Source organism: uncultured Senegalimassilia sp., assembly GCF_902464545.1.
Classification (GTDB): domain Bacteria; phylum Actinomycetota; class Coriobacteriia; order Coriobacteriales; family Eggerthellaceae; genus Senegalimassilia.
This window is the reverse complement of record NZ_CABQJR010000030.1, coordinates 1-25,870: the sequence shown is the minus strand read 5'-3', so window position 1 is coordinate 25,870 and position 25,870 is coordinate 1. Positions and strand designations below refer to the sequence as shown.

Below are 25,870 nucleotides of genomic sequence, written 5' to 3'. Positions count from 1 at the left end.
GAAGTGGGTCAACCCCGGCCCGACGATGGGCATCGAGTACCGCTGCGGCTAGCATCGGCTCCGCACCGGAGCGCCGCCCCGGGCTGATCGCCCAGCCCGGGGCACGGCTCCGCGGGATATCGCTCGCACCCGCTTCAGCGGGCAGCGGGCCTCAAGAGAGGGAGGACCTTCGGGTCCTCCCTCTCTTTGCGTTCGGGGGCGGTTTCGCTTCGTCGCTAACGTTTGAGAGGGTTTTTCCGCGGCAGCTGCCAAAAAACGCGCGAGTGCGTGCGGAGGTGCGGCCGGATCGACGTTTAAGGACGTTGTTCTCACTCTGCGCTCATAGCTTTTGGCGAGAAGGTTGCGCTCGTTACCGAAAACGCATCGCTCGCGAGCTTGCTTGCTGCGGCAAACACGCACTCGCGCGTTTTTTGACAGCAACAAGCGGAAAGGGTGCCGAAACAGGTCTTTCCGGGTTTCAACTGCTGGAGCCCCTTTGCTCGCACGCGACCTATGCGTCGCACATCTCGTGATTGAGACCTTTTCGCGCGATTCCTCCGCAGCGCGTCCCCCTCGCCCGCAATCTGCGCGCTGCGCGCCCCGCGATCGAGGCTTTTCGCGCGACCCCTGTGCAAAAAGAACCGCCCCCTGCTTCGCTAACTGCAGTTGCAGTCATGAAGCGGGAGGCGGCTGCATATGAACCGGTTTCCCTAGCAGGGGCTTCCTGAGCGGGGGTTTCTCAGGCGGGAAACCCCCGGCCTGGTTATCAGCTGGCGTGGTCGAATACGCTGCTAGGCCTTCTTGTCGTCGTCGGAGCCGGTGCGGTTGATGTAGTCGATAAGCTCGGAGCGCTTGTGGATGCCCACCTTCTCGTAGACGTGGCGGATGTGGGTGTTCACCGTGTAGGGCGAGATGACCAGCTTCTTCGCCACGTTATCCGTGGTGAAGCCGCGGGCGATGAGCATGACGATCTCGGTCTCGCGCGCCGACAGCGAGAACTCGGCGGCCAGCTCCTTGATGCGGTGCTCTTGGCTGGATTCCGTTGCCGGGGGCGCCATGAGCTGGGTGATGTTGTACTCCTGGCGCACCAGCGGGATGATGACGGCGGCAAGGACGCACACGAATATCAGCGACGTGGGATCGGTTGCCACCTTGGCGAAGGCAGGGTTCGCCTCGTAGTACAGCGCGATGGCGTTGCCCACGGCGATGCCCAGGCGGATGAACGCCCCGCTGAAACCGAACGCGAAGCCGATGGGCACGTAGCCCTTCACCCCCAGCACTCCAAAGTACATGATCAGGAGCACCTCGAAGATGGACACAGCCGCCAGCACGATGAAGAACGACGGGACGAAGAAGCGTTCGCCCATCAGGAACAACGCGAACGAAACGATGGCGATGATGATAAGCCAGGGGAAGGTGCGGTAGATGTTCAGTCGATCGTTGGTCAGGCCGCAAATCACGCCGATGATGCACAGCAGGGTTGCGCCGCCGATGGAGCCGAACGTGAAGGCGTACTCGCCGTACGGCAGGTTCTCCCAGGGGATGATGGCGACCAGGAAATAGCAGGCCACCGATGCGACGAACGTGGTGCCGCACACCACGATCATGGGCTTGAGGGCGCGGTTCGCGGTGCTTTTCGGCAGCAGCGTGGGGTAGGGCATGTCCTTGGCGATGGTGACGCCGCGTGCGAACAGCAGGCCTGCGGCAAGCGGCATGAGCGCGATGAGCACCGAGGAGATGCCGGTGGGAAGGACGAAGCAGATCAGCGAGCACACCAGCGTGACCAGGCCGACGGTGGTGCCGATATAGGAAACGGAGAACGACGTCTTGGTGCGCGAGTACAGCTCGCCCCACATGACCCATAGGATGGCGTTTGTGATGCCGACCACCGCGGCAAGCGCGTAGGCGATAAGGTCGGTGGGGAACGAGAACGCGAACAAGGTGAGCGCAAGCGTCGACATGACCGCTGCGGCGGTAGCGGTCCAGAGCATCCAGGGGATATTGCAAAGGCGGTGCTTCCTGCCTAGGGCAAAGGCGATGACGATGAACGAGACCGCGGCGGAGACGAGGGCGATCAACCACGACTGCGTCACGCAATCGTCGAGCAGCTGCGCTCCGACGAACGAGTCGTGCAGGAACCATAGATTGTAATGCCACGCAAGCAGCAAGGCGAAGCCGACGAACCTGCGGGTCGGGTGGTCGGGCGAATTGATTTCCGACTCCACCTTCTCCGGCACAAGCTCCTTGATATTCATGTGCGTTAACCCCCTCTAGCGCATGTTGAATAGCACGCTGAATAGCTAGCGGACAGCCCCTCATATTGCAATCGGATGGGTATATAACCCGAAGCTTTGATTGTATCGTTTTCCTTAAATATTTCGAGTATATTTCGGTAACATATGCCGATTGTTGATGGATTTCCCGCGGATGATGCTGCTTTGTGGAAGATGGCGCTCTCGAACCCGTCCGGAGCTGCCGTCTGGCCGCTCGTTGGACGTCGCCTGCAGCTGTCGCCCGCTCACGGGGCTCCGTCGCCGGATGGCTCCTTGGGTCCCGCCCGAAGCTGCCGCCTCGCCCGCTCGTTTCCCTTGGGTTCCTGAGTCCGCATCTGGCGTGCGGGGCAAGCCGTGAAGCCCTACGCTCCTCGTGTGGATTCCATGCGAGCGAATCGGGAAGGTCTACAAATAGACTATGATAGTCAACCAGTAGACCAATCCGAATGGAGGCAAGATGTTGCCGGAGGAATTCTCGAAGGAGATGTGGGACTGCTGGCGCGACGTCTCGGTCGCGTACAGCACGTTCGCCAAGAACATGGGCGTCGACACCAGCGAGCTGTATGTCGTGGACGCCCTGTGGGATGAGCGCGAAGGCCTTTCGCAGCGGTCGATCTGCGAGGTGTGCGACATGGGTAAGCAGACGATCAGCGCTATCTGCAAGCGTCTGGCCGCGCGCGACGTCGTGGTCGCGCGGGCAAGCCAGGCCGACAAGCGCGAGCGGATCATGTCGCTTACCGACGAAGGGCGCGAGCAATGGCGCCTGCCGGTCGAGCGCATGCGCGAGCTCGAGGCGAAGGCGGCCGCCGCGATCAGCGCCGACGAGGCCGCGTTGTTCGTCAAGGTGGTCAAGCTGTACGCGAAGACGTTCCAAGAGGAGGTGCAACGATGAGCCCGTATGCGCTGCTGGGCCTGTCGGTGCTGTTCGAGGTGTTCGGCGACACCTGCATGAAGCTCTCCGACGGTTTCCGCCGCAAACTCCCCATTATCGGCATTGCGGTGGGCTATGCCGTGTCGTTTTACGCGCTTTCGCATGTGTTCGCGTCGTTGCCCTTGGGTTTGGCGTACGCAATCTGGACAAGCGCGGCGGTGGCGCTGACGGCAGTGGTCAGCCGTATCGTCTGGAAAGAGAAGTTCAACGCGAAGAAGGTCGCGGGCATAGCGCTCACCATCTTCGGCGTGGCGTGTCTGCGATTGGGGGCGATGTAAGTGAAGAACGCGTCGATCGCGCAGTTGTCGTTCGCCATCGTCTCCGAGGTGCTCGGCACCACGTTCATGAAGCTGTCCGAGGGCTTCACCCATCCGGTGTTCGGCCTGGCCACCGCTGTGTGCTACATCACATCGTTCGTGCTGCTGACGCTTGCGCTCAAGCACCTGAGCCTAGGGATGGCTTACGGCATCTGGGGCGGCGTCGGCACCCTTTTGACCACGCTCGTCGGCATCGTCGTATGGGATGACCCGTTCTCCGTCATCGTGGGAATCGGCATGGTGGCGGTAGTGGCGGGCATAGCCCTGCTCAGCAAAGGAACCCAAGAAGCCGAGGAAGCCGCCGAAGCCGCCGAAGCGACTGCCCGATCCTGACGCCCTGCACGCCCCGCATCGCCTTACACTTCGGGGACGCGCCTCGTCCCTCCGAGCATCCAAACCGCCTGGTTATCGCTGGGTTTGCGCGGTGGCTGCGGGGCGGAAGAACGCGAGCGCGCCGGCGATGAGCACTGCCGTGATCCCAAGGCTTACTGGATACGCAGTCATGATGGTGGCGAAGGTGGGGCTGGCCGGGAACACCGCGGCAACCCAGAACAGCCGCACGCCGCACACGCCCAGCACGGTGAGCAGAGATGGCGGCATCGAGATGCCGAATCCGCGCAAATACCCTGACATGTTCTCGTAGGCCATGCTGAAGACGTATGCCGGGAATATGGTGCAGATGCGCACATAGGCGATGCCGATCACCTCGGCATCGGAGCTGAACAGCGACAACACCGCCCACCCCTGCCAAACCATAAGGGCGATCATGACGAAGGCGATGACCCCGTCTTCCACAAGGCACACCTTCAGGACCTTTTTGCAGCGTTCGAAATCGCCCGCGCCGCGGTTTTGCCCGACAAACGTGGCGCATGCCTGGCTGAACGAGTTCAAAAGGCTATAGCAGACGAATTCCAGCGTGAGCGCGGCGGACGATGCGGCTACCACCTGCGTGCCCAGGCTGTTGATGCAGGCCTGGATGACGATGTTGGCGATCGCGAAAACCGCGCCTTGGATTCCGGCGGGCAGGCCGATGCGGATGATGGAGGCGGCGGATTCGCGATTGATTCGCAGGCGCGAAACGTCGATCCGGATCGGATCGTCGGCTTTGAGCAGCCGCAAGAACAGGAACACCGCGCTTGCCGCATAGCCGATAACCATCGCCCAGGCCACGCCGGCGACGCCCCATCCGAGCACGGGCACGAACAGCACATCGAGCACCGCATTGAGCGCGGCCGACACGGCGAGCGCGATAAGCGGCATGCGCGTGATGCCGACGCTCCTGAAAACCGCGGCCTCGAAATCGTAGAGCAAGATCACGGGGATGCCGATCAGATATATGCGTAGGAACAGCAAGGCCTCGTCGAACGCATCCGCTGGGACGCCCAGGCATTGCAATACGGGCCGCGAGGTAAGCTCCATGACGATGGCCACCGCCACGCCGACAAGCGAGAGCGCGATGGCGCTGTGCGCGCAGCGATTCGCGCGGCGACCGTCCCCGGCGCCCACGGCGTAGGCTATCGCCACGTTCGCGCCAAGCGAGATGCCTACGAAGAATTGGATGATAAGGCTGGTCAGCGGTAGGTTCGACCCTATCGCCGCCATGCCGACCGCGCCTCCGTCGGGCGAGAAACGTCCGATTATCAGCGTGCCTATCAGGTTCGAGAGCTGCTCGAGGATGCTCGTCGCGGCAACGGGCATCGCGAAAAGCGGCACGGTTTTCCATAACGATCCGTGCAGCAGGTCGAGCTGATCGCGTTGTTTCACCATGTGAAGGGAGTCGCTCCTTTTTCGTTTCCCCTATCGAAGCATCGGTCTTCGCCGGATGCGCTACTTCTGATTCTCGACGTCGGGATGCCAGGTTGCGTAGAAGGCGATCTTGTCGGGCGTGCGCTCATAAAGGGGTTTGCCTTGCTCGAGCCCGGCGATTGCATGCATGTCCTGCTCATCGAGCTCGAAGTCGAAGATGTCGATGTTGTCGAGGATATGCGCAGGCGTTTTCGAGCCGGGGATGACGATGTTGTCCTGCTGCACATGCCAGCGCATGATGATCTGCGCCGCGGTTTTGCCGTGTTTTGCGGCAAGCTCCAGGATGGCGGGCTCTTCAAGGATGCTCTTGTTGTCGCGCCCGCCCAGCGGATACCACGCCTGCAGCGCGATGTCATGCTTTGCAAGAAGCGCTTTCAGCTGGGTTTGCGGGAAATAGGGGTGGCATTCCACCTGGATCAGCGCCGGGGCTACCTCGCAATGCGCAAGCAGGTTCTCGATCTCGGCCTCGTTGAAGTTCGAGATGCCGATGGAGCGCAGCTTGCCGGCTTTGTACGCCGCCTCCAGCTTCGCGTAGCCGGCAAGATAATCGCCTGCGGGCTGGTGCAGGATCATCAGGTCGATGTAGTCGGTGCCTAGGCGCTCGAGCGTCTCGTCCACGGCGGTGTCGGATTCGTAGAAGCACGGCCACAGCTTCGTCTCAAGGAAGATCTCCTCGCGTGCGCGACTGGAATCGCGCATACCTCGCCCAACGGCGCGTTCGTTCACGTAGGCGTTCGCCGTGTCGACGAGCTCGTAGCCGTTGTCCAGCGCGAAGGAAACGGAAGCTTGCGCATCGTCGGGGGCCAGCAGATACGTGCCAAGGCCTGCCTGCGGTATCTTCACGCCGTTGTTGAAGGTTATGTACTGCATGAGTTTCCCTTTCTCTATATGAAATGCTGAATCAGCTGATAAGGAAACTATAGGAGCGATAACCTGCTGCTAAGTGCAGATAACCTGCAAACCGCTTAACGGATAATGAAAGGTGAAGCTCATGAACGTCACGGAACTCAAGCAGCTGGTGGCCGTTGGCGAACTGGAATCGTTTTCGGAGGTTGCCCGGCGTTTCTACGTGTCGACGCCCACGGTCGCCCGTGCCATGCAGCGCATCGAGCGCTGCTACGGCGTTGAGCTGTTCGTGCACGGCAAGAACAAGGTGGAGCTCAACGAGGCCGGCCGTCTTGCCGTTGCCGGGGCTCGGCGCATCTTGCGCGAGATCGACGCCTCGGTCGCGGAGGTCCGCGCTTATGATCGCAGCCTGCGAACCATCGACCTTATCTCGTGCGCTCCGGCCCCGCTTTGGGTGCTGGCGCCGCGTGTATCGCAGCGGTATCCCGACATGGCGCTCACCACGCGCGTGGCGAACCTGGAGAAAACGCGCGAGGCGCTGGCGGCAGGGGATTGCGATGCGGCGGTGCTGCCGTATCGTCCGAACAGGGAAGGGGTTGTTTGCTCGCACGTTATGGACGAGCACCTGTTCCTGTGCGTGCCGCGCGACCATGCGCTGGCGGGGCGGGAGCGGGTGTCGCTCCAGGATATGAACGGATTCAACTTCCTTTTGGGAACCGACCTGGGGTTTTGGAACGACGTCGTGCGAAAGCGCCTTCCGGCATCGCGTTTCCTCGTGCAGGATGACGAGTTTGCCCTTGATGAGCTCATCCGTACGTCGATGCTCCCGTGCTTTTCGACCGATGTGAGCATCGAGCGCCGTTATCGCGACCTTGGCGAGAATCGCGTGAACATCCCCATCGCAGATCCCGAGGTCAACGTATCGTTTTGGCTCGTGGCGCAAAAAGAGGCGGCCGACAAAGTCACCCGCCTCCTATAAAGCCCGCGGGCGTGTCGCCTTCGAGCGTCTCGGACGCATAGTACTACGTCCCTCAAGTTCCATGTATCCGAAATATCGGGATTGGGGACGGATCGAGGCTCGGACCTCAACCGGACACATAGTGCTACGTCCCCGAAGTGGCAGAGGCGCTAGATGACTACTTCGGGGGAGGCGCTGGTGAACTTGCCTTCTATGCGCTGCTTGCATTCGTACGCGATTCCCACGGCGGGTCCTACGTGCACGCCGATGACGGGGCTTGCGGGAACCACCCTGGTTTTGAACCCGATAAGGGGGTTGATAACCTCTTCGGCCCATTTCTCCGCCGGGATCTTCGAGCCGATGTAGTGAACGACCAGGTTCTTCAGCCCGTAGGCGGCGATGTCCTCTTCGAAAAGCTTGACGATTTTCGCCATGGCCTTCTTTTGCGAACGGGTCTTCGCCGCCGTTGCGGCCTCGCCGTCTTTGACGGTCAGGATGGGCGTGATGTTGATGACGCCGCCGATCAGGGCAGCGGCCTTCCCGATGCGCCCGCCCTTCTCAAGGAATCTCAAGGATTCCGGGGTGAACAAAAAGCGCGAGGAGTGCAGGCTTTCCTCGGCTGCGGCAGCGCAAGCTTCCAGGTTCAGACCCTCTTTCGCCGCTTTTGCGCCCGCGACCACCGCGTGGCCCAGCTCCATGCAGTTGGTCATGCTGTCGATGGCGGCGAATTTGAACCCGGGGTGCTCGGCGGCAACCTCCTTCGCGATGCGCAGGAAGGTTTCGAAGGTGCCGGACATCTTGCTGCTGATGAAGACGCCGAGCACGTCGTTGCCGTCGGCCTGGATGCGCTCCAGCGCGTCCCGAACGTCTTGCTGCGAAGGCTGGCTTGAGGTCGGGATGTCGTCGATCATCTCGTAAATGTCCTGGTAGAAGGCGTCCAGGTCGGTTTCGGCCTCGACGTAGCTTTGCCCGGCGCGGTTGATGATCAGCGAGATCACCTCGATGTCGAGGTCGTTCCTGACATCAACGGGGATGGATGACGTTGAGTCCGTGATAACGCGTACCATGGGATGCCGCCTTTCGCCTGCGTGCGGTTTTGCCGCCCCTCCCCAAGATGGGCGCGCGCCTTCGCGCGGCTTCGAGACGAGGCCGCCGAAGGTCGGCGCGATACTTCCCGCTTGCATGTCGGGACGGGCCGTATCTTGAGGGCTTGCCGATTGAATCTGCCGATTTGTGAATTCGATTACCTACCCATCATAATAGAGGACGGCGGGATAAGACCAGGGAAAGGCCCAAGGTGATGCCTTGCCGGCAACATCGCAACCAAGATTTCCCCCAGACCGCGGGATTTCGGGGAACATCTGCCGCGGTCGCTCTCATCGCGGTCATCATGAACGTGGCGTTCTGGAGCGTGAAGCCGCTACCGCGGGAATGGGTGCGCTCGCGTCGCGGTGACGGACGAAGCGCACGCAACGGGACTGCGCTGGGTTCGCGTCGCGGTGACGGACGAAGCTCATGCCGCGGGTGCGCGAAACCGCTGCCGGGATGACAAGCGAAGCTCATGCTGCGGGTACGCGCGAAACCGCTGCCGCGCGCATAACGAGTCGTTGCCGAAATGCCGTGCGTGGCTGCATATGCGCTATTCTTCGCATTGGCGAAATCCAAGGGGTAGGGCGGCCTGGGCCGCCCTACCCCTTATCATGCTTTCGGTTTGCGACATCGGCCCAGGTGGCCGGGCGAAGGAGTTGAACAGGGTGGGAAACGCATCGGGGATTAGCCAGGCCGCGCGTAGCCTTGCGCATTACGTTAAGGAGAACCGCACGCTGGTGGTGACCTCGGTGTGCGCCATCGTGCTGGTGATGCTGCTGGAGAACGTGCTCGACAAGGAGAACATGAAGCTCGATGCGGCAGCGTGGTGGCTGTTCGGCGAGCACCTGCGCCAACCCTGGCTCACGCCCATCATGGAAAGCTTCTCGGCGCTGGCCACGCCGGTGACGTTGCTGGTGGTGCTTGGCGTAGCCGCGGCCTTCACGCCGGTCAAGCGTCCGGGCTGGTGCAACGTGCTGAACCTAGGCCTGGTCGTGCTGCTGAACCAGGCGATGAAGTTCGTCATCCAACGTCCGCGCCCCGAGGTGCTGCGCCTGGCGGACGCATCCGGGTTCAGCTTCCCCTCGGGGCATTCCATGGCCGCGATGGCCGTTTTCGGCCTGCTGGCGTGGTGCGTGTGGCGCTACGAGCGCAACCCGCGTCGTCGCATCGCGCTGATGTGCCTGTTCGCGCTGGTCATCGTGATGGTCGGCATAAGCCGCATCTACCTGGGGGTTCATTACGCCAGCGACGTCCTGGGCGGCTTCTGCGTCTCGACCATCTGGCTGGTGTTTTACACGAAGGTCATAGCCCCGGCCCTCGGCCTTATCGAGTAAGGTGGTCGGCGCATCCCTTCGCCAAGTCCCTGATGTTTCGTTCCCGCGTTGTGTGGTTTCCATGCTTGATTGGTGACAAAGGTCAAACAATAGACTAAACAGTCAATGGTTAGACTACTATGACCGGTCGTCAGTTCGACTCGAAACACCGTCACGACCGTAAGAGGGATCAAAGGCATGGATGTCCTTTCGCAACATTTCACGAAAAGCAAGCTATTGAAATACACGTTGCCGACCATGGCCATGATGCTCGTCAGCTCGGCATACGGCATCATCGACGGCCTGTTCGTCTCCAATCTGGTCGGCAAAGATGCGCTGGCCTCGATGACCATCGTCTTGCCGTTCACCGTTATCCTGTCTGCGTTGGGCATCATGATGGGCTCGGGCGGCAGTGCGGTCGTTGGGCAGCTTCTGGGCGCCGGCGACGGGAAGGGCGCGAATCGCGCGTTCTCGCTCATAGTCTGGACGACGTTTATAGCCGGTGTGGTTTGTTCCGTTCTGGGCATGGCGTTCATGGACGAAGCGGTCGTGCTGCTCGGTGCTTCCGCCGAGATGGCGCCTATGGCCGCAACATACGGCAGGATCGCGTTCCTTTGCCTGCCGATGTTCATGCTCACCTATGTGTTCGAGATGTTCTGCTCCGTGGCGGGCAAGCCCGGCTTCGGGTTCCTGTCGTCGCTTACCGCGGGCGTGGTCAACATCGGCTTGGATGCCGTGCTCATGGGCGTGTTCGGCATGGGGATCGAGGGCGCCGCCACGGCAACCTGCATCGCCGAGTATTCGTCGGCAACGCTCATGGTCGTCCTGTTCGCACGGGGCAAAGTCGGCGTTTTGAAGCTCGTGCGTCCTCGCTGGGTGCAAGGCGTCTTGCCGCGCTCGATCGCCAACGGCGTTTCCGAGATGGTTGGATGCGCCGCCATGTCGGTGGTCGCCGCGGCGTACAACCTGCAGCTCATGAACCTGTTCGGCCCCGACGGCGTTGCCGCCTATGCGGTCATCGAGTACGCATCGATGCTGATCGGCGCGGCGTTCGGCGGCCTTACCGAGGGCATGGCGCCGTTGATGAGCTATCAGCACGGTGCGGGAAGCAACCACGAGAAGCGCAGCTTGTTCGGCAACGGCGCCACGCTTACGGTGGCGATGGGCATCGGGGCGTTCTTGGTCGCTCAGCTTTTGGCGCAGCCGTTGGCGTTTGCTTTCACGGGTTACGACGGCGCGTTGATGGCGCTGACGGTCCACGCGTTCCGCACGTACAGCATCGCGTTCCTGCTGATGGGCGTGACCTATTTCGGCTCGGTCATGTTCACGGCGGTCGAGAACGGCAAGATCTCGGCGTTGATCTCCTTCGTCCATACGTTCGTCTTCGAGCTCGGTTCGGTTATCTTGCTGCCCGTGGTCTTCGGTGCGGACAGCATCTGGTGGTCGATCATCGTGGCGGAGACCGCTGCCAGCGTCCTGACCATCGGCCTGGTGGCGCGGCACGCAAAAGGCTACGGCTGGCGCTAAAGCGTGCAGCTGCAGGGCCCTTTGCGTTTTGCAAAAGGCCCTGCGATATTGCCGGGCTATTCCCCCAACGCACCTTCCGCGGCTTTAACCAGAAACGCCGTCGCTCCTTTGCCGCACGGCTCGTCGTAGTATGAAACGAATCGGGGGTCTGCCAGATAGCCGCGCACAAGTCCCAGGTAGATATCCCGTTCGGGCTCGGTTCCCCATTGCAGGCCGATCCAACGGCGATGTATCTGCGCAAGTTTCGCGGCCTCGATGCCGGTTGCATCGCCATCGCTCAGCGCGATGGAAAGCTGGCCCAGGATGGCCTTTTCCAGCTCTTTCATATCGTTCCAGGTGGCAGGGTCCATGTCGAGGATTCTTTCGTTCGCAGCGTCAACGGCCTCGTCGCCATATCGTTCGCGCGCTTCCGCTCCGTAGCGCTGCTCGTTTTCGCGCACGGCGCGCCAGCGCTCAAGCTGGGGCAAAACCGCCCCCATAAGCGAGACCGCCTCGTCAAGCGTCATGCCCGTGTTCTTCGCCAGTCGCGGCGCGCAGTCTTCGATCATGGCTTCCATGGTGGTTTCATAGGTGTAGTCGCCGCGGTCGTAGCACCACTTGCAGTAATGGTCGGTCTTGTTGCCGGCGGCGTCGGTCCCGCAGTCGTCGGGCGTGAGGTACATGCCGCAGCTTTCGCAATAATGCTCGGGCATCTCAAGCAGATGGGCCAGCGGCTCGCCGGTGACGGCGGCAATGAGCTTCATCATGTCGATTCCCGGCGTGACCTCGCCGCGCTCCCAGCGGCTGACGGCTTGGCGGGTTACGTAGAGCTTCTCGGCAAGCTGGTCTTGCGTAAGGTTGTGCGCGCGCCGCACGGCGACGAGTTTTTCTGCGAAGGCCATGAGTGCTCCTCTCGGCGGGGTTGTTTCGATGGTGCCAGCATACGCGCGATGGGTCGCATATCCTAGCAACGGCTGGTTGCGAGACGAAAAACCGCCGTGCATCGATCCGAGAATAAGGGTTGTCGAGAACGCGAAGGCCGTACGGGCGGATCCGTCTGTGCGGCCAAAGCGGTTTCGGGGTCCTCCGCTCGGTGAAGACCTTTTGCAGGGTTCTCGGTCTGGCGAAGGCCCTTTCGCGGACCCTTATGTTCTGCCGGCGACCCCCATCCCCTCACCCGCACGCCGCAACAAGCGCCGTGCCCACTACAATGAGCGCCAAGCCAATTGCACCGCGCTTCGAAAGTCGTTCGCCAAACACGACCGTGGCGAAGGCGATCGAAACCAAAAGCGACAGCTTGTCGACCTGAACCACCACGCTGACCTGGCCCATCTGTATGGCGTAGTAGTAGCATAACCACGACGCGCCGGTAGCCAGGCCCGACGCCGCCAGAAACGCAAGCTCGCGCCGGTTCGCCCCCTTGACCAGCCCCATCTTTTCCTTGCCCGCAACCATCGTCCACGCCATGGCAAGCACGAACATCGTGCGGATGGCGGTGGCCAAGTTGCTTTCAACCCCTTCAATACCCACCTTCGCCAGCACCGAGGTAAGCGCGGCGAACACAGCGGCGGCCAGGGCATAGGCAATGCTGGCACGGTAATCGCGGTCGTTCGCTCCGTTCGCGTTGGCGGATTTCCTCTCGATCATCAGGAACGTTCCCGCAGTCGCCACGGCGGTGCCGGCAAGTCGCAGGCCCAAATCGCCGGTTTCGTTGAACAGCACGATGGAAAGCACCACGGCCATGAGCGTGCTCGATTTATCGATGGGCACGACCTTGTTAACGTCGCCGACTGAAAGCGCCTTGAAATAGCAGATCCACGAACCGCCCGTTGCCAAACCTGATAGCGCAAGGAACAGCCACGACTTCGGCGAGATGTCGCCAATCGTCCCTGCCGAGCCCGCGACCGCCACCATCACCCACGTGAAAACGGCCACAACGCAGGTGCGAAGCGCTGTGGCAACATCGGAATCAATGGTTTTGATACCGCACTTGGCAAGGATGGAAACAATGCCCGCGAACAGCGCGGACGCAAAAGCCGCAACAAGCCAAAGTTGCACGATGCGCCTCCAAAACGGTTGACCAGCAGGCTTCCATTATCGCGCGAAGCGCATGATGCCGCCACCGCTGGAAAACGGCGCTTTCCCTCGGAAGCGTGAACGCTCTTTCGCTACAGCGGACTAGTTTTGCGCTCAAGTTGGTTTTCATGGGGCGCAAGCAGGTCGTAAAGGTTCACGTGCAACCCTTTGTAGTCGGGACACGCTCGCTCAAGCACGGCCACGCAGCTTTCCGTTGTGAACTGCGAAATAAAGCTCGTTTCAGTTAAAAGCTGATCGAGCCACGCTTGAACGTATTCGATTCCAAGAAGGTTCTCGCTGACGGGGGAGCTCAGCTGGTACTGAAGATTGTCCAGCGGCACTTCGTGCGCGGCGAAGTAGGTGTCGTAAAGCGCTTTGAGGTTCCCGATGTTCGCAAGCGAATCGCGAAGCGCAACGTTGTTGATGGGAGGCATGGTCACGCAAATCGCACGCCACGTCTCTAGGGCGCGGTCGATGCGAGTTGACAGTTCGGCTTGTTTGCGCTGAAAGAGCGCGTCCGGATTCTGCTCGGCTAATGTTTCCAGCGCGTCAGGATTGCTGTCGCCGCAAATCTCCAGCACAAATGACAGCGACTCGAAAAGCTGAGCGGCCTCGAGTTTCGAAACCGACCCCGTGCTTCCCATGGTGTAAAGCCGAATGAGCTTGCGATATAGATAGTCGAAGTTCGCAAGGGCTCTTTCCCGAATCTTGTGTTGAGCTCGGTTCGCTAGGGAATCTGCGCGGTTACTCACAGTCGTCCTCCCATGCTTCGCCATCCCACCCGGACGCAAATTCGTCGTACTCCCAGTCTTCGCTGTTCCAGCAATAAGTTGATTCCGCTTCGTCTTGTGCGAGCTCCTCAGCAAGTGAGGGTTGCTTGGACAAGGAAGAGGCAAGCTCAAATGAGTCGAGGCATTCGACGCAGCCCTGCTTTTGAACGATTTCGCCAACGATGGACTCTGCAATTTCCTCGTCGCTGATAGCGGGATCGACCGCATCGCGAACTTCATAGAACAAGGTGATCGCCGACTGGGCCACGTCTGCGAATTCGTCCGGGCAGATCGTCTCACTACTTGCAAGCTCCTCAAGCAAGACGCGAAGCCCCCACGTGTCGAACTCAAAGCGTTCGTGCTCTGCCAGCAGTTCTTTTCGGTGCGTTTCTAATTGCGAAATCTGCGTTGGGGAAAGGTCTATCCCATGGGATCGTAGTGCATCTATCGTCTGCGAAGGGACTGAGCCTTGCTCCAGCAAGGTTTTCGGAAGCGGGAATAATGCGTTCATGGCACTCCTTCTATTTGTCGGATAATGCCTAATACATCGATTTCACGGATGGAACAAGACTGAAAATCTACTGGAAAACGTGGTAATGTGAATCCATTCGGATGCGGAAAAACGAGTGCGGTCGTCGTGGCTGCAGCGTGCCGCGTCCAAGGGAGGCAAAAGGCCTCAAACGAACACACCTTAGGGGATGTCTTTTTGGTTATTGTTCTTTAGGGAACGGTTAATTGCATAGCGCTTCAAAGAAGGCCGCATTAAGGTCCCGCGTTATTGCGCCGTTCCATACCTGTTTCACTATCATCACAACGAACAGGAACAACAATGAACAACTTCCCAAAAGCGAACAGCTTCGATATCAATCTCGTCCGCTCAAAGATCATGGGGCCCAACCCGCTTAAACTCTGCGAGGAGTTGCTTCAGGGTACCGATCTCGCAAAAGGCTCGCGCGTATGCGACCTCGGATCCGGCTCCGGCATCACAAGCGTGATGCTTGCGCGAGAGTACGGGCTTGACGTTTACGCCGTCGACTTGTGGAGCGACCCCGCCGAAAACCGCGCTTTCTTTCGCCGAATGGGCGTGCCGGATGGGCAAATCCATCCTGTCAAGGCCGATGCGGCGGAAGGCTTGCCGTTTGAACACGGGTTCTTCGACGCAGTGGTAAGCATCGACTCCTACAACTATTTCGGCCGCGATCCGCGGTATCTCGGAGAAAAGCTTCTTCCTTACGTGAAGCCGGGCGGGAGGGTCTACCTCTCCATTCCCGGCATGGTGCGCGATTGCCACGATGCGTTGCCGGCATGCCTGCTTGCCTCGTGGACTCCCGAGCAACTTGAGTACATGCACGATATGATTTGGTGGCAAGCCATGATCGGCAAAACGCCCGGGGTGGTTATCAAGGATATGCACGGAATGACCTGCACGCGCGAGGCGTGGGCGGACTGGATCGCCTGCGAAAACGAATACGCTCGCGGCGACAGGGCGGCCGTCAAAGCGGGCGCGCTCGACTACCTGAACACCATCGCGGTTACGCTGATGAAGGGCTAAACAAGGCAGCTGAAAGCGGGACAGCGGGCGCAAATCGCCTGCTGTTCCGCATACGGCGTTTTGCGTTGCGCCAGTGCGTGAGGGGTAAGCGACGGGCGGTATGACGTTGCTCGTCGCTCCGCACGCGCGCAGATGGTATCATGAACGCGTCGCAATTCCTTAAACCTCACTTTAGGTCAAGACACTCCCGGAAGGAAGCCGCCATGTACACGATCGGGCAGGTCTCAGAGATGTTCGATATCCCGGTATCCACGTTGCGCTATTACGACAAGGAAGGCCTGTTCCCCAACCTAGAGCGCGCAGGCAACATCCGCCGGTTCGGCGAAGGTGAGCTCGAGCTGCTTCGCGTCATCGAGTGCCTCAAGAAGACGGGTCTCGAGATCAAGGACATCAAGCGCTTCGTCGACATGGTCCAAGAGGGCCCATCCACGTACGCCGAGCGAAAGCAGCTCTTCGAAGTGCGCAAAGCCCGGACCGAACAGGAGATTGCGCGCCTTCAAAAGGCCCTCGCCATGGTGAAGTTCAAGTGCTGGTACTACGAAACCGCTCAAAACGACGGCGGGGAAGAGCGCCTGGCCAAGATGATCCCCGACGGCCTGCCCAAGGACGTTCGCGAACTGTACGACCTGGCGCACAGTTAATCGTGCGCCAGGTCCGTCCTCGAATGCGCTGTTGTATTCGCGGGCTAAGACTTCCCGAGCTTGTGGATATGCCGGACAATCCTCGTAAATACTTTGCCGAAGTTGCCGCAAACTCCCGCGACGTTCCCGCAAGCTCCATTCCTGTTGCCGGGCAGGGCATCTTGGAAGGCGCGATTTTCAGCTCCTAGTATCCGGTTGGCGAATGCGCCCAGCTCAATGACCGTTGTCCTGAGGCGCGTTTAAGGACGGGGCTGTGAGTTTTGCGAGCTGTTATGATGCGCGAGTTTCTCGGCGGGCGGCGTCATCCGCTCGATGCGCCGCCCGCCTTCCTAAAGCTCGAATTCCTTCTGAAGCAGTTTGGCAAAATCGGTTTCAGGGTCGGCGGCTTTCGCCAATAGCTCGTCTTTGCGGCCGCGGTTTAGGCGCTTGAAGCGGTACTCTGCGCTCATGGCATCGTGCTTGGTGGCGAATTTGGCTACGGCCAGTAGGTTCAGCGGCCCGCGCCCGCGCGTGTACTTCGCGCCCGTGCCCGCTTGATGCGCGGCGAATCGCGCCTGCACGTCAGGGGAGTACCCGGTGTACAGGCTGCCATCGGCGCACTCGATCACGTACATGAAATGGTGTTTGCTCGTTGCGGGGTTTGCGTTGCCTTGCTGCTCGGTTTCGGATGCGTCCGGCGTCTCCGCAAGCGACTCCTTGCCGTCTTGCGACGATACCCGGCGGTCGAACGCCCCTGCGGCGCGATCTGACATTCCCGCGCACGTCTTCTTGCCGTTTTGCGGCGATATCAAGTGGCCGGTCGCCTCTGCGGCGCCGCCTGCTTCTGCGGAATCTGCGGCCCGCGAGGTGTCAGAGGTTCGTTTCACTTGTGCATTCGCAGTGCCTTTGCTCTGGGTCCGCGCTTCGCTGTTTTGCGCGACCGCGCAATCGCTGTCGGAGGCAAGCTCTTTTCCCAGCTCGGCCGCAAGCTTCGGCAGCAAATCAGCCATCGTGGCGTCGATGGCGTTCTTCTTCAGCTGACACTCCCAGATCACGTGCACGCGCCAGCTCATTTCCTCGAGCTTGTGCACGTTCTCGGCGTCGCGTTCGACGTTACGGGCGAATTTCGCCTCCCAATACTCGACGTTCTTCTTCGGCGCGCTCGGTTTGCAATGCGGACAGCGATGCCAAAAACAGCCCCGCACCTCGATCGCAACGCGTTTGCCCGGCCACGCGATATCGGGATGTCCGGGCACCTTCCATTGCAGCCGATAGCCCGTCAGCCCCGCCTTCCGCAGACGCTCGCGCACCAGCAGCTCGGGTTTTGTGTTCGCCCGCTTGTTGCCTTGCATGCTTTTGTGCACCGCATAGTTCGATGCGGGTGGGGAAGGGACGCGCACGGTGACGACGTCAACGCGGCTTTCGCCAGTCGCCCCGGCTTTCGCGCCAGCCGTCACAAACCCGCGCTTGACGCTGCTGGGAGACGGAACCTCGCCCAGTGCCCCGGTTTCCGCGGCTTCCAAAAGCGGTAGCAGCTCTTCTTGCCAGCGCGCCGTCAAACGCTTCAGCTGCCAAGCCGCGTTCGCGGGGCTCGTCGAGGGAAGCACGTGCGCTGCCAGCCCCACCTGCCATTGCAGGTAACGCTTGTACAGCCGCCCGGCCGTGCCTCCGTTGCAGATCACGGCGCCGATATGCGCCGTTTCCAGCACGCGCTCGACTTGCGCGGGGACTACGTTCTTGATGCTTGCGTCGCTCGATCCCTTGATGTCGCACGAGGCTATGACATCCCATAAGGCGATGCCGTGCTCAAGCAACATCCGTTTCTTCGCCGCAATCGACTCCTCAAGCGTCAAGGGCCGTCCGTTATCGCTCAATCCGCCCTCGTTTTGCGGCACGGGCTCGCTCAAACATGCGGCCATCACGCGCCAGAAGCGGTTTTGCGGGTTGCCGTAGTAGAACGCGTTCTCGCGCGAGAGGACCGAGGGAAACGACCCCAGCACCAAAATCCGCGAACGTTCGTCGAATACGGGCTCGAACCCATGCGATATATGTTGGTAACTTGCCATGCGCCCCAGTATAGCGAATAGGGAAGCGCCCCCGGCTCATCCCCGCAACACGCCGACGATTCGCCTAACCAGCGTTCTCGTATGGCCCGGCATCGCTTGGGTTGCATTTCGCAAACCGCCGTAAGGCTCCCTTTGCTATTGGCCGCTCGTTTTCGTTTTTCGGCGACGCTCCCACGTCTTCCTGCTCCAGGCGCAAAGGATCTCGACTACGGGAATGGTCAAAAACACGACCCATGCGGGATGTGCCTGATCGAGCGCGAATGCCATCCAGCAGAACCAGGCAATGGCGCCGATCGGATACAAGCCGCCTATCAGGCGCGATAGCCTTCGTTTCTCCCATGCGTTGCCGATAACGTAGTATGCCGGTACGGCGAAGGCGAGCATCAGCCCGGGAAGCCATGCGTTGGCGAGTAGTCCCAGCAAGACATAGGCAACCAAAACCACCAGCGGGAAGGGGAAGCTGCGCCAAGCTCGTTCGGGTTTGCGCCCGAATGCTTTGTGCGCCTCGTGCCAGTTCTCGAAATATTGTTCGCCGATGATCACGCCGCTGCTGTCAATGTGCACGGATTTGGGATCGTCGGCGGTTCCGCTTGCATTCGGCTGCTCGACATGCACGCCATCCCATCCCACGTGCACTTCCCCGCCCTTTTTGCGGTTGGCCACATGTACGCCGCTCCAGCCGATGTGCACCTCTTCTCCCTTTTTCGTATCGCGAACATGAATCCCATCGCGAAACGAGACATGGGCGTAATCATCGCCTTCGTCGGCCCCGTCGTTCTTACCGCTTTCGGCGTCGTTGTCGTTGCGGCTGAATCCGAAAGTAGCGTCGTCTGTGCTGGCTTCGGCTTGGTCGTCGTTCGCTACGGAATCGCGCCTACCGTCGTCGCGGTCGTCCTCTGCGGCATCTGGCTCCCCTTGTGAAAAGTCTTCGCCGGCGCTCGCTCCCGACGTTTCCGCCGCATCCGACGCGGGCTGCGAGACCCGCGAATCGTTTTCGCCGGTCTCCCTCCATAACAGCTCGTCAAGTGTCAAACCATACAAAGCCGCCAGTGCGATAAGGTTGTCCGTATCCGGCAGGCTTTCGGCGCGTTCCCATTTCGATACCGCTTGGCGGCTCACGCCCAGCTTGTCCGCCAGTGCTTCCTGCGACAGCCCCGCTTGCTTGCGTCGAGCGGCCAATCGTCGGGCGATTCCCTTATCCATGCGGCTCCTTCCAGGGCATTATCCGAATCGAAGATTCGCGGGCAAGCCACCTGCCCCAAATCCGCTTTCCAAGGTACTCCGTCAAGCCCGGTTGCGGAACCGTTTTCAGTTTGCATTTTCGATGCCGGCGCCCGCAACTGCAGGTTGCCTCTATCCTTGACGGCTCTCCCACCTGGTTATATGCGAATCCCCGTAGCCTGCGCAATCGGAATCCCTATCCTCGCAACACGCCGACGATCCCCAGGGCCATTGCCCCCAGATGTCTCAGTGACGCTTGCTGGTTTGACTGCCATCGTCGTGCCCGCCCTTTATCGCGTCGGCAGCGCTCCAGCTGCATTCCGGCAGCGCGGCTCGCCTTTGCTCTCCCGACAGCGCTTGCGGGCACGCCGCGCCCCCTCGTAACTCTCCCGCAAAAGCCCTCGCATTCGCAGCCCTTACGCAGGATTCTCGTGGATCATGATGTGCTTCACGGTGGGGAAGCCCTGCTCGACGGCATCGTGGGTGCGTTCGGCTATCGCGTGGGCATCCACCAGCCGCAGCTGCCCGTCAACGGCGATCTCGGCGTCTACATATACTTTGTTGCCGAACTTGCGCGTGCGAAGCGCGTCGATGCGCATCACCCCGTCCTGCGCCAGGATGCAATCGCGCACCTCAAGCTCGAACGTGGGCGCGCACGGCGTGTCCGTCACCTTGTCCACGGCATCGCGCAGCACCTCGAAGGCCACTTTGAAGATGATCAGGCAGATGACGATGGATGCCAGCGGGTCGCATACGCCCCAACCGAGCATGGCGCCGCCGATGCCCGCAAGCGCGCCGACTGACGACAGCGCGTCGGAGCGGTGATGCCAGGCGTCGGCCATGAACGCGTCGGAGTTCATGATGCGCGCCCAGTGCCGCGTGTACCAGAACATGCCCTCCTTCGCGACGATGCTCACCACCGCGGCCGATAGCGCCAGCCAGCCGGGCGCCGTCGCGTGCTGATATGCGCCCGTTGCAATCGATTGGATCGAAGCGAACCCGATGCCTGCGCCCGTTGCCGCCAATATCAGGCCAAGCGCCATGGATGCCAGGCATTCGAAACGCTCGTGGCCGTAGGGGTGGCTCTCGTCCGCATCGCGTTGCGAGATCCTTACGCCCAGGAACGCGATGGCGGTGGCGAACACGTCGGACAGCGAGTGCACGGCGTCCGAGACCATAGCTGCCGAGTTGCCGAATATGCCTGCAAACAGCTTGAACGCCGACAATGCCACGTTGCCGGCAACCCCTACGATGGCAAGCTTGTTCGCGATGCGCTTCTCATCAAGCGTCGAACCGGCGGTCTCGTCCGCCGTCGCGCAATTTGCGCGTTTTTCTGTATCCATGATGCCGATCCTCCCGCATCGCCTGCCGCACGGTCTTCCAGCCCGCCGGGCGGCAAGGCGCTCTTGAAATAAACCTATACTAAGCACGCGTACCGGGTATGTCATCGGTGACTTGCGGTTCGCGAAATTTTTTAACAATAGAAGGCATCTTCTGGGCGGTTTTGCGCAGAAGCGGGCGAAAACAGCGTCCGACTCTCTGCTTCACGCCGTCATCGGCGCCAGCGCCTGATCTGGAAAGCGCACTTTGGGAACAGCGGCTTCATTTGCTGTCGCCGTCATGGTCGCCGGCCCGGCGTCGGCTTCGGAAAGACAGTTTGGGCCATCGCTCGTCCCGCTCGCTCTCGCCTCGCCTTGCCCCTAGCCGGAAGCTCGCCCGCGTCAACCCCTTCTTGCGAAAGTGTCGCGAAACCCATGCGTTTGCCGCCCCTTTCGCCGAAATCCGCATTGTTTTGGATGGTGGAAAACCACTGCCGAAAACGCTTTCGAAAAATGCCGCTTTACGAATGGCGACCGGGGGTTTCGCGGTTTTCCAGCCATGGTGGAAAACAACCCTATACCCCCATCCATGGATTTTTCAGCGTAATAAAACACAACATATTGGGGCAAAATAGCGTATGATGGGGACACCGACTAAGCGACCCGAACGCAACGAGGTCGCAAATTTTCACGAAATTTCCGAACGCGCAGGTCATGCCCTGTGTGGCCTTTTGCGCTCGGATGAAGGTAATCCGCAAGGCGCCCGCCAGGCACCTTGCGCGAGAAGCAAGAAGGGTGTGAGCGGCATGAAGATCATCAAGCGCAGCGGCTCCGAGGCGACGTTCGACATCAACAAGATCGTCAACGCCATCAAGGGTGCCAACGGGGACGTCGTTCCCGAGGAGCGCCTGACCGAAGACCAGATCGCGCTGGCGGCGCATAGCGTCGAGTGGCTTTGCAGCCGCTCGGGCCATACCGTGTCCGTGGAAGAGGTCCAGGACATGGTCGAGAACCAGATCATGGCGCAGGGCCGTTACTCCGTCGCGCGCAAGTACATCATCTATCGCTACAACCAAACGCTCAAGCGCCAGTCCAACACCACCGACGACAAGATCTTGTCGCTCATCGAGTGCAACAACGAGGAAGCCAAGCAGGAGAACTCGAACAAGAACCCCACGGTCAACTCCGTGCAGCGCGACTACATGGCGGGCGAGGTGTCTAAGGACATCACCATGCGCCTGCTCCTGCCGGCCGACGTGGTCGAGGCCCACAACGAGGGCATCATCCACTTCCACGACTCCGACTACTTCGCGCAGCACATGCACAACTGCGACCTGGTCAACCTGGAGGACATGCTGCAAAACGGCACCGTCATCTCCGGCACGCTCATCGAGCGCCCGCACAGCTTCTCCACCGCGTGCAACATCGCCACGCAGATCATCGCCCAGGTGGCCAGCTGCCAGTACGGCGGCCAGTCCATCTCGCTGACGCATCTCGCGCCGTTCGTCGAGGTCAGCCGCCAGAAAATCCGCCGCCAGGTACTGCAGGAGATCAACGCGCTGGGCCTCGAGGCCAATGCCGACCGCATCACCGAGGTCGTCGAGGGCCGTCTGCGCGATGAAATCCGCCGCGGCGTGCAAACCATCCAATACCAGGTGGTCACGCTCATGACCACCAATGGCCAGGCGCCGTTCGTCACCGTATTCATGTACCTCAACGAGGCGCGCAGCGAGGCGGAGAAGCGTGACCTCGCCATGATCATCGAGGAAACGCTCGCCCAGCGCTACGAGGGCGTTAAAAACGAGGAAGGCGTGTGGATCACTCCGGCGTTCCCCAAGCTCATCTACGTGCTTGAGGAAGACAACGTCACCGAGGACAGCCCGTACTTCTACCTCACCAAGATGGCGGCGAAGTGCACGGCCAAGCGCATGGTTCCCGACTACATCTCCGAGAAGAAGATGCGCGAGCTGAAGCTGTCGAAGGGCGAGACCGAGGGCAACGGCGACTGCTACACTTGCATGGGCTGCCGCAGCTTCCTCACCCCCGACCGCTCCGGCAACGGCTACGACAACGTGGCAAACGCCGGCAATTATCAGCCGGGCAAGCCGAAGTACTACGGCCGCTTCAACCAGGGCGTTGTCACCATCAGCCTGCCTGACGTGGCACTTTCCTCGTACGGCGACATGAACAAGTTCTGGCAGATTTTCGACGAGCGTCTCGAGCTGTGCTACAAGGCCCTCATGTGCCGCCATAACCGCTTGAAGGGCACGCTGTCCGACGCGGCGCCCATCCTGTGGCAATACGGTGCGCTCGCACGCCTTGAGAAGGGCGAGCCCATCGACAAGCTGCTCTACGGCGGCTACTCCACCATCAGCCTCGGTTACGCTGGCCTGTACGAGTGCGTCAGGTACATGACGGGCCACAGCCACACCGACGCTGAGGGCACTCCGTTCGCCATGGAGGTCATGCAGCATATGAACGACAAGTGCGCCGAGTGGAAGGCGGCCACGAACATCGACTTCTCGCTGTACGGCACGCCGCTCGAGTCCACCACGTACAAGTTCGCGAAGGCCCTGCAGCGCCGCTTCGGCATCATCCCGGGCATCACGGACAAGGGCTACATCACGAACAGCTACCACGTGCACGTCACCGAGAAGATCGACGCGTTCGACAAGCTGAAGTTCGAAAGCGCCTTCCAGCGCCTTTCCCCTGGTGGGGCCATCAGCTACGTCGAGGTGCCCAACATGCAGGACAACCTCAAGGCCGTCATCCGCGTCATGCAGTACATCTACGACAACATCATGTACGCGGAGCTGAACACGAAGTCGGACTACTGTCAGGAATGCGGCTACGACGGCGAGATCCAGATCGTCGAGGACGACGGTAAGCTCGTGTGGGAATGCCCGAAGTGCGGCAACCGCGACCAGGAGAAGCTCAACGTCGCGCGTCGTACCTGCGGATACATCGGTACCCAGTTCTGGAACCAGGGCCGCACCCAAGAGATCAAGGACCGCGTCCTGCACCTGTAAGCGCAAAGCCGGCCGCTCCATAAACAACTCGCTACACCAGGAAAGCCGCCCACAGGCGGCTTTCCTACGTTTGGGCAAAGGTCCGCTATCCGCTTCCTGTGGCCCCATGCCTTGCGTGTACTCGGCAATCTGCGCGGGCGCGGCCTGAGCGCCGCTGTCGAACCACTAGGTCGCCGTATGCGAAAAAACGCGCTCACTCCCCAGCGCATATCCGGGTCAGCTGTTGCGTCCTTGCTGCAGGGTGCTGCTTGCCATTGGGCGGCTTTTGTTGCTCTGCTTTGGCCGGATTCGAGATTGTCAACGTTGCCGCACGCAGGCTATGGGCGTCCTCAGTCAATGGTGTTTCGATTAGCAAACAATAGCAAACCGCAACGATAAAGGCCGAACCTGCGAGGATTCGTCCTTTTGCCCTTCTATCGTTTTCGCGTTATGCCTGCAGCGCGTCGTTGCGATGCTTGTAGAACACGTGGCACTGCTGGGGCTCCAGCACGCACATCCCGTCTTCGCCGCGGCTTACCACCATGGCTTCCAGAACCTGTCGGGTGCGCTGCTGCCCGGAGTCAGCGGGGTCGTACCCTCCGAACTGCTCCTGAAGGAAAGCGTTCACCAAACGCTCGTGCTCGCTTGCAGGCATGCTGAATCGCACCAGGTCAAGCTCGTTTTCCGGTTCCTTGTTCAGCTCCATCAGAAACGTCACCGTGCTGCCGTCCTCAAAGCGGTACTCGAACGAAGGCTCCAGCCCGCCTCCGCTGTTCAGCTTGGTGATCAGCGGAATCGGGTCCTCGCCGTCTTGCGGCTCGGCGCCGCCCGCCGCCTGCTGATATCGCTCAAGCTGCTCCTGGATGATGTTCCACTCCTCGTCGTCCTCAATGGGGGATAGGTCGATGGACGCGAACTCCGAGCCCTCGGGCACCGTCAGCGTATCCTTGTTGTAGGAGGACGCATACACGTTCGTGAACCCGTCCTCATCGGTGCCGCCATCGGTGTACACGATGTAGCTTTTCCCGAAAAACGGGCTATCGAACATAAGCAGAGCTTCGCACACCAGCACAACGCCGTCCTCGTTTTCCGCCTTGAACCTCAAATCATTGATCTGCGAAGCGTTCTCCGCGCTCATTCGCCGTTCCTTTCGTCATTGTTTAGCGGGATGGCCTACGGGTTTGCGGGCTTACGAGCCACGGCAAACTCTATAGCATCTCATCCTATGCCTATGCCTATGCCTCTATGATCGCCCATATCGGAGCTCCGATGCATTGACGTGATTTTACGAGTCCGGACAATTCGGGGCAAATATCGTAATAGCGTGCATTCAGGTACCGAAAACAAGAAAGGGGACATTTGCGATTACGCAAACATCCCCATGCAGGCATGCGAAGATACCAACTCATGAACGCAATCATGTTGCGAATGCCACTTCGCCAACGAGCCTTCAGCAGGCCCCAAGGCAAACCATGGCGAAAGCATCAACAAACACGTCGGGCAGTCCTTTAGTGGGCAGAAACGGAAGGCGCGTCGTGATAGAACGCCCTTTGCTCCCTGCGCAGTCCGCCCTTGCGACCCGAGATGCGCTTGCAAAAGCCCTTGATCGCGCAGTACAGCGGATACGCCACAAGAGAGAATTCGATAAGGAAATCGGAAGCAAGCGCCAGGGGATTGCCTGCTGTGGCCGTGCCCGCCGCAAAAGGAGCGTCCCAAGCAGAAGCCCCTGCGCTTAAAGCTCCCGCGGGGCATCCGGCAGCTTGCCATAATAGGAAGCTGACGAACATCAGAGCGGTGTACGTACCCATATACCTCACAAGATGAAGCTTCACGCGTCCCATGCCAAACCTCCTCAAACGCCATAAGCCTACGCGGACGACCCGAGCCGAGACCAGTAGACGTGCAAAACGTGCAAACATAGTCAACCGTCGGCGATTGCAGTCATTTGCCATCCTCGCCATCCGCGATTGAACCCGCCTAACCTAAATCGCATACTAGCGACCGAATGTAAAAAGCAGGTATTGCATCAGTAAGGGAGAAGCAGGCCTCAAATCTGTTTACGATACGTCGAAATGCCCGCCTATCCGTTTGAGTTGGAACAGCCGCCTGTCTCGCTCTGCGAATCATGGCCGAAGTATCCCGGCATCTAAGAGCAGTCCCCATCGCCGCAACGCGCCCTCGAGCCCCCTCCGAACCCCATATGTGTGCAGAATGTGAAGA

The 25,870-nt window shown here is 60.4% G+C and carries 22 protein-coding genes; 9 read left to right on the top strand and 13 right to left on the bottom strand.

Annotation, left to right across the window (positions count from 1 at the left end; genetic code table 11):
• Positions 1–770: 770 nt before the first annotated feature.
• Positions 771–2,234, bottom strand: a complete 1,464-nt coding sequence (locus tag RDW26_RS08185; protein WP_307983213.1) for a helix-turn-helix transcriptional regulator — start codon at positions 2,232–2,234, stop codon at positions 771–773.
• Positions 2,235–2,709: 475 nt separating this feature from the next.
• Between RDW26_RS08185 and RDW26_RS08180 the strand changes: the two genes are divergently transcribed.
• Genes RDW26_RS08180 through RDW26_RS08170 form a run of 3 tightly spaced genes read left to right on the top strand, consistent with a single transcriptional unit; the run spans position 2,710 to position 3,833 of the window.
• The gene (locus tag RDW26_RS08180; protein ID WP_307983212.1) at positions 2,710–3,144 is read left to right on the top strand and encodes a helix-turn-helix domain-containing protein; all 435 of its coding nucleotides are present in this window, start codon (positions 2,710–2,712) and stop codon (positions 3,142–3,144) included.
• Positions 3,141–3,461 carry a multidrug efflux SMR transporter gene (locus RDW26_RS08175; protein WP_307983211.1) on the top strand — a complete coding sequence of 107 codons (321 nt, stop codon included), beginning with the start codon at positions 3,141–3,143 and terminating at the stop codon, positions 3,459–3,461. The genes RDW26_RS08180 and RDW26_RS08175 overlap by 4 nt, the downstream gene beginning before the upstream one ends.
• The gene (locus RDW26_RS08170) at positions 3,462–3,833 is read left to right on the top strand and encodes a multidrug efflux SMR transporter (protein ID WP_307980202.1); all 372 of its coding nucleotides are present in this window, start codon (positions 3,462–3,464) and stop codon (positions 3,831–3,833) included.
• 72 nt (positions 3,834–3,905) lie between these two features.
• Here RDW26_RS08170 and RDW26_RS08165 read toward each other — a convergent pair whose 3' ends face one another.
• Entirely contained in the window at positions 3,906–5,267 is a 1,362-nt protein-coding gene (locus RDW26_RS08165) for an MATE family efflux transporter (protein ID WP_307983210.1), read from the bottom strand.
• Positions 5,268–5,327: 60 nt separating this feature from the next.
• Positions 5,328–6,176: an aldo/keto reductase gene (locus tag RDW26_RS08160; protein ID WP_307983209.1), complete on the bottom strand. Its 849-nt coding sequence runs from the start codon at positions 6,174–6,176 to the stop codon at positions 5,328–5,330.
• A gap of 121 nt (positions 6,177–6,297) precedes the next feature.
• Here RDW26_RS08160 and RDW26_RS08155 point away from each other — a divergent pair, with 121 nt between their 5' ends.
• Positions 6,298–7,131, top strand: coding sequence for a LysR family transcriptional regulator (locus RDW26_RS08155; RefSeq protein ID WP_307983208.1), 834 nt, complete (start codon positions 6,298–6,300; stop codon positions 7,129–7,131).
• A gap of 149 nt (positions 7,132–7,280) precedes the next feature.
• On the opposite strand, the gene RDW26_RS08150 is transcribed toward RDW26_RS08155, so the two are convergent.
• The gene (locus tag RDW26_RS08150) at positions 7,281–8,177 is read right to left on the bottom strand and encodes a DegV family protein (protein ID WP_307980206.1); all 897 of its coding nucleotides are present in this window, start codon (positions 8,175–8,177) and stop codon (positions 7,281–7,283) included.
• Positions 8,178–8,864: 687 nt separating this feature from the next.
• Here RDW26_RS08150 and RDW26_RS08145 point away from each other — a divergent pair.
• Together RDW26_RS08145 and RDW26_RS08140 are read left to right on the top strand one after the other, a co-directional pair.
• Complete coding sequence (locus tag RDW26_RS08145) at positions 8,865–9,533, top strand: phosphatase PAP2 family protein (protein ID WP_307980207.1); 669 nt, start codon at positions 8,865–8,867, stop codon at positions 9,531–9,533.
• A 177-nt stretch (positions 9,534–9,710) separates the two neighbouring features.
• Positions 9,711–11,039, top strand: coding sequence for an MATE family efflux transporter (locus tag RDW26_RS08140; RefSeq protein WP_307983207.1), 1,329 nt, complete (start codon positions 9,711–9,713; stop codon positions 11,037–11,039).
• A gap of 56 nt (positions 11,040–11,095) precedes the next feature.
• Here the strand turns inward: RDW26_RS08140 and RDW26_RS08135 are convergent, their stop codons facing one another.
• From RDW26_RS08135 to RDW26_RS08120, 4 genes are all read right to left on the bottom strand, one after another.
• Complete coding sequence (locus RDW26_RS08135; protein ID WP_307983206.1) at positions 11,096–11,920, bottom strand: TipAS antibiotic-recognition domain-containing protein; 825 nt, start codon at positions 11,918–11,920, stop codon at positions 11,096–11,098.
• A 271-nt stretch (positions 11,921–12,191) separates the two neighbouring features.
• Complete coding sequence (locus RDW26_RS08130) at positions 12,192–13,076, bottom strand: EamA family transporter (protein ID WP_307983205.1); 885 nt, start codon at positions 13,074–13,076, stop codon at positions 12,192–12,194.
• Positions 13,077–13,186: 110 nt separating this feature from the next.
• Positions 13,187–13,846, bottom strand: coding sequence for a DUF6179 domain-containing protein (locus tag RDW26_RS08125; RefSeq protein WP_307983204.1), 660 nt, complete (start codon positions 13,844–13,846; stop codon positions 13,187–13,189).
• Positions 13,839–14,375, bottom strand: coding sequence for a DUF6323 family protein (locus RDW26_RS08120; RefSeq protein ID WP_307983203.1), 537 nt, complete (start codon positions 14,373–14,375; stop codon positions 13,839–13,841). Before RDW26_RS08120 ends, RDW26_RS08125 begins: the two co-directional genes overlap by 8 nt.
• 267 nt (positions 14,376–14,642) lie before the next feature.
• On the opposite strand from RDW26_RS08120, the gene RDW26_RS08115 reads away from it, so the two are divergent.
• Positions 14,643–15,416: a methyltransferase domain-containing protein gene (locus tag RDW26_RS08115; RefSeq protein WP_307983202.1), complete on the top strand. Its 774-nt coding sequence runs from the start codon at positions 14,643–14,645 to the stop codon at positions 15,414–15,416.
• Positions 15,417–15,619: 203 nt separating this feature from the next.
• Positions 15,620–16,057, top strand: coding sequence for a MerR family transcriptional regulator (locus RDW26_RS08110; RefSeq protein WP_307983201.1), 438 nt, complete (start codon positions 15,620–15,622; stop codon positions 16,055–16,057).
• Between the two features lie 329 nt (positions 16,058–16,386).
• Here RDW26_RS08110 and RDW26_RS08105 read toward each other — a convergent pair whose 3' ends face one another.
• The 3 genes from RDW26_RS08105 to RDW26_RS08095 form a co-directional block, all read right to left on the bottom strand.
• Positions 16,387–18,102, bottom strand: coding sequence for a GIY-YIG nuclease family protein (locus tag RDW26_RS08105; protein WP_307983200.1), 1,716 nt, complete (start codon positions 18,100–18,102; stop codon positions 16,387–16,389).
• A gap of 135 nt (positions 18,103–18,237) precedes the next feature.
• A complete protein-coding gene (locus RDW26_RS08100) occupies positions 18,238–19,305 on the bottom strand; it encodes a helix-turn-helix transcriptional regulator (RefSeq protein WP_307983199.1) in 1,068 nt (355 codons plus the stop codon).
• A 434-nt stretch (positions 19,306–19,739) separates the two neighbouring features.
• On the bottom strand, positions 19,740–20,666 hold the full coding sequence (locus tag RDW26_RS08095; protein ID WP_307983198.1) for a cation diffusion facilitator family transporter: 927 nt from the start codon (positions 20,664–20,666) through the stop codon (positions 19,740–19,742).
• A 782-nt stretch (positions 20,667–21,448) separates the two neighbouring features.
• On the opposite strand from RDW26_RS08095, the gene nrdD reads away from it, so the two are divergent.
• Positions 21,449–23,671, top strand: coding sequence for an anaerobic ribonucleoside-triphosphate reductase (nrdD, locus tag RDW26_RS08090; RefSeq protein WP_294416938.1), 2,223 nt, complete (start codon positions 21,449–21,451; stop codon positions 23,669–23,671).
• Between the two features lie 427 nt (positions 23,672–24,098).
• Here nrdD and RDW26_RS08085 read toward each other — a convergent pair whose 3' ends face one another.
• On the bottom strand, positions 24,099–24,788 hold the full coding sequence (locus RDW26_RS08085; protein ID WP_307983197.1) for a DUF1292 domain-containing protein: 690 nt from the start codon (positions 24,786–24,788) through the stop codon (positions 24,099–24,101).
• Positions 24,789–25,158: 370 nt separating this feature from the next.
• Positions 25,159–25,491 (bottom strand): hypothetical protein, encoded by a 333-nt coding sequence (locus RDW26_RS08080; RefSeq protein ID WP_307983196.1) that lies wholly within the window; start codon positions 25,489–25,491, stop codon positions 25,159–25,161.
• Positions 25,492–25,870 lie beyond the last annotated feature (379 nt).

Bases quoted from the DNA above. Each gene is read 5' to 3' on its own strand.
- RDW26_RS08185 (WP_307983213.1), bottom strand. From the start codon at position 2,234: ATGAATATCAAGGAGCTTGTGCCGGAGAAGGTGGAGTCGGAAATCAAT.
- RDW26_RS08180 (WP_307983212.1), top strand. From the start codon at position 2,710: ATGTTGCCGGAGGAATTCTCGAAGGAGATGTGGGACTGCTGGCGCGAC.
- RDW26_RS08175 (WP_307983211.1), top strand. From the start codon at position 3,141: ATGAGCCCGTATGCGCTGCTGGGCCTGTCGGTGCTGTTCGAGGTGTTC.
- RDW26_RS08165 (WP_307983210.1), bottom strand. From the start codon at position 5,267: ATGGTGAAACAACGCGATCAGCTCGACCTGCTGCACGGATCGTTATGG.
- RDW26_RS08160 (WP_307983209.1), bottom strand. From the start codon at position 6,176: ATGCAGTACATAACCTTCAACAACGGCGTGAAGATACCGCAGGCAGGC.
- RDW26_RS08155 (WP_307983208.1), top strand. From the start codon at position 6,298: ATGAACGTCACGGAACTCAAGCAGCTGGTGGCCGTTGGCGAACTGGAA.
- RDW26_RS08150 (WP_307980206.1), bottom strand. From the start codon at position 8,177: ATGGTACGCGTTATCACGGACTCAACGTCATCCATCCCCGTTGATGTC.
- RDW26_RS08140 (WP_307983207.1), top strand. From the start codon at position 9,711: ATGGATGTCCTTTCGCAACATTTCACGAAAAGCAAGCTATTGAAATAC.
- RDW26_RS08135 (WP_307983206.1), bottom strand. From the start codon at position 11,920: ATGGCCTTCGCAGAAAAACTCGTCGCCGTGCGGCGCGCGCACAACCTT.
- RDW26_RS08120 (WP_307983203.1), bottom strand. From the start codon at position 14,375: ATGAACGCATTATTCCCGCTTCCGAAAACCTTGCTGGAGCAAGGCTCA.
- RDW26_RS08110 (WP_307983201.1), top strand. From the start codon at position 15,620: ATGTACACGATCGGGCAGGTCTCAGAGATGTTCGATATCCCGGTATCC.
- RDW26_RS08105 (WP_307983200.1), bottom strand. From the start codon at position 18,102: ATGGCAAGTTACCAACATATATCGCATGGGTTCGAGCCCGTATTCGAC.
- RDW26_RS08100 (WP_307983199.1), bottom strand. From the start codon at position 19,305: ATGGATAAGGGAATCGCCCGACGATTGGCCGCTCGACGCAAGCAAGCG.
- RDW26_RS08095 (WP_307983198.1), bottom strand. From the start codon at position 20,666: ATGGATACAGAAAAACGCGCAAATTGCGCGACGGCGGACGAGACCGCC.
- nrdD (WP_294416938.1), top strand. From the start codon at position 21,449: ATGAAGATCATCAAGCGCAGCGGCTCCGAGGCGACGTTCGACATCAAC.
- RDW26_RS08085 (WP_307983197.1), bottom strand. From the start codon at position 24,788: ATGAGCGCGGAGAACGCTTCGCAGATCAATGATTTGAGGTTCAAGGCG.
- RDW26_RS08080 (WP_307983196.1), bottom strand. From the start codon at position 25,491: ATGGGACGCGTGAAGCTTCATCTTGTGAGGTATATGGGTACGTACACC.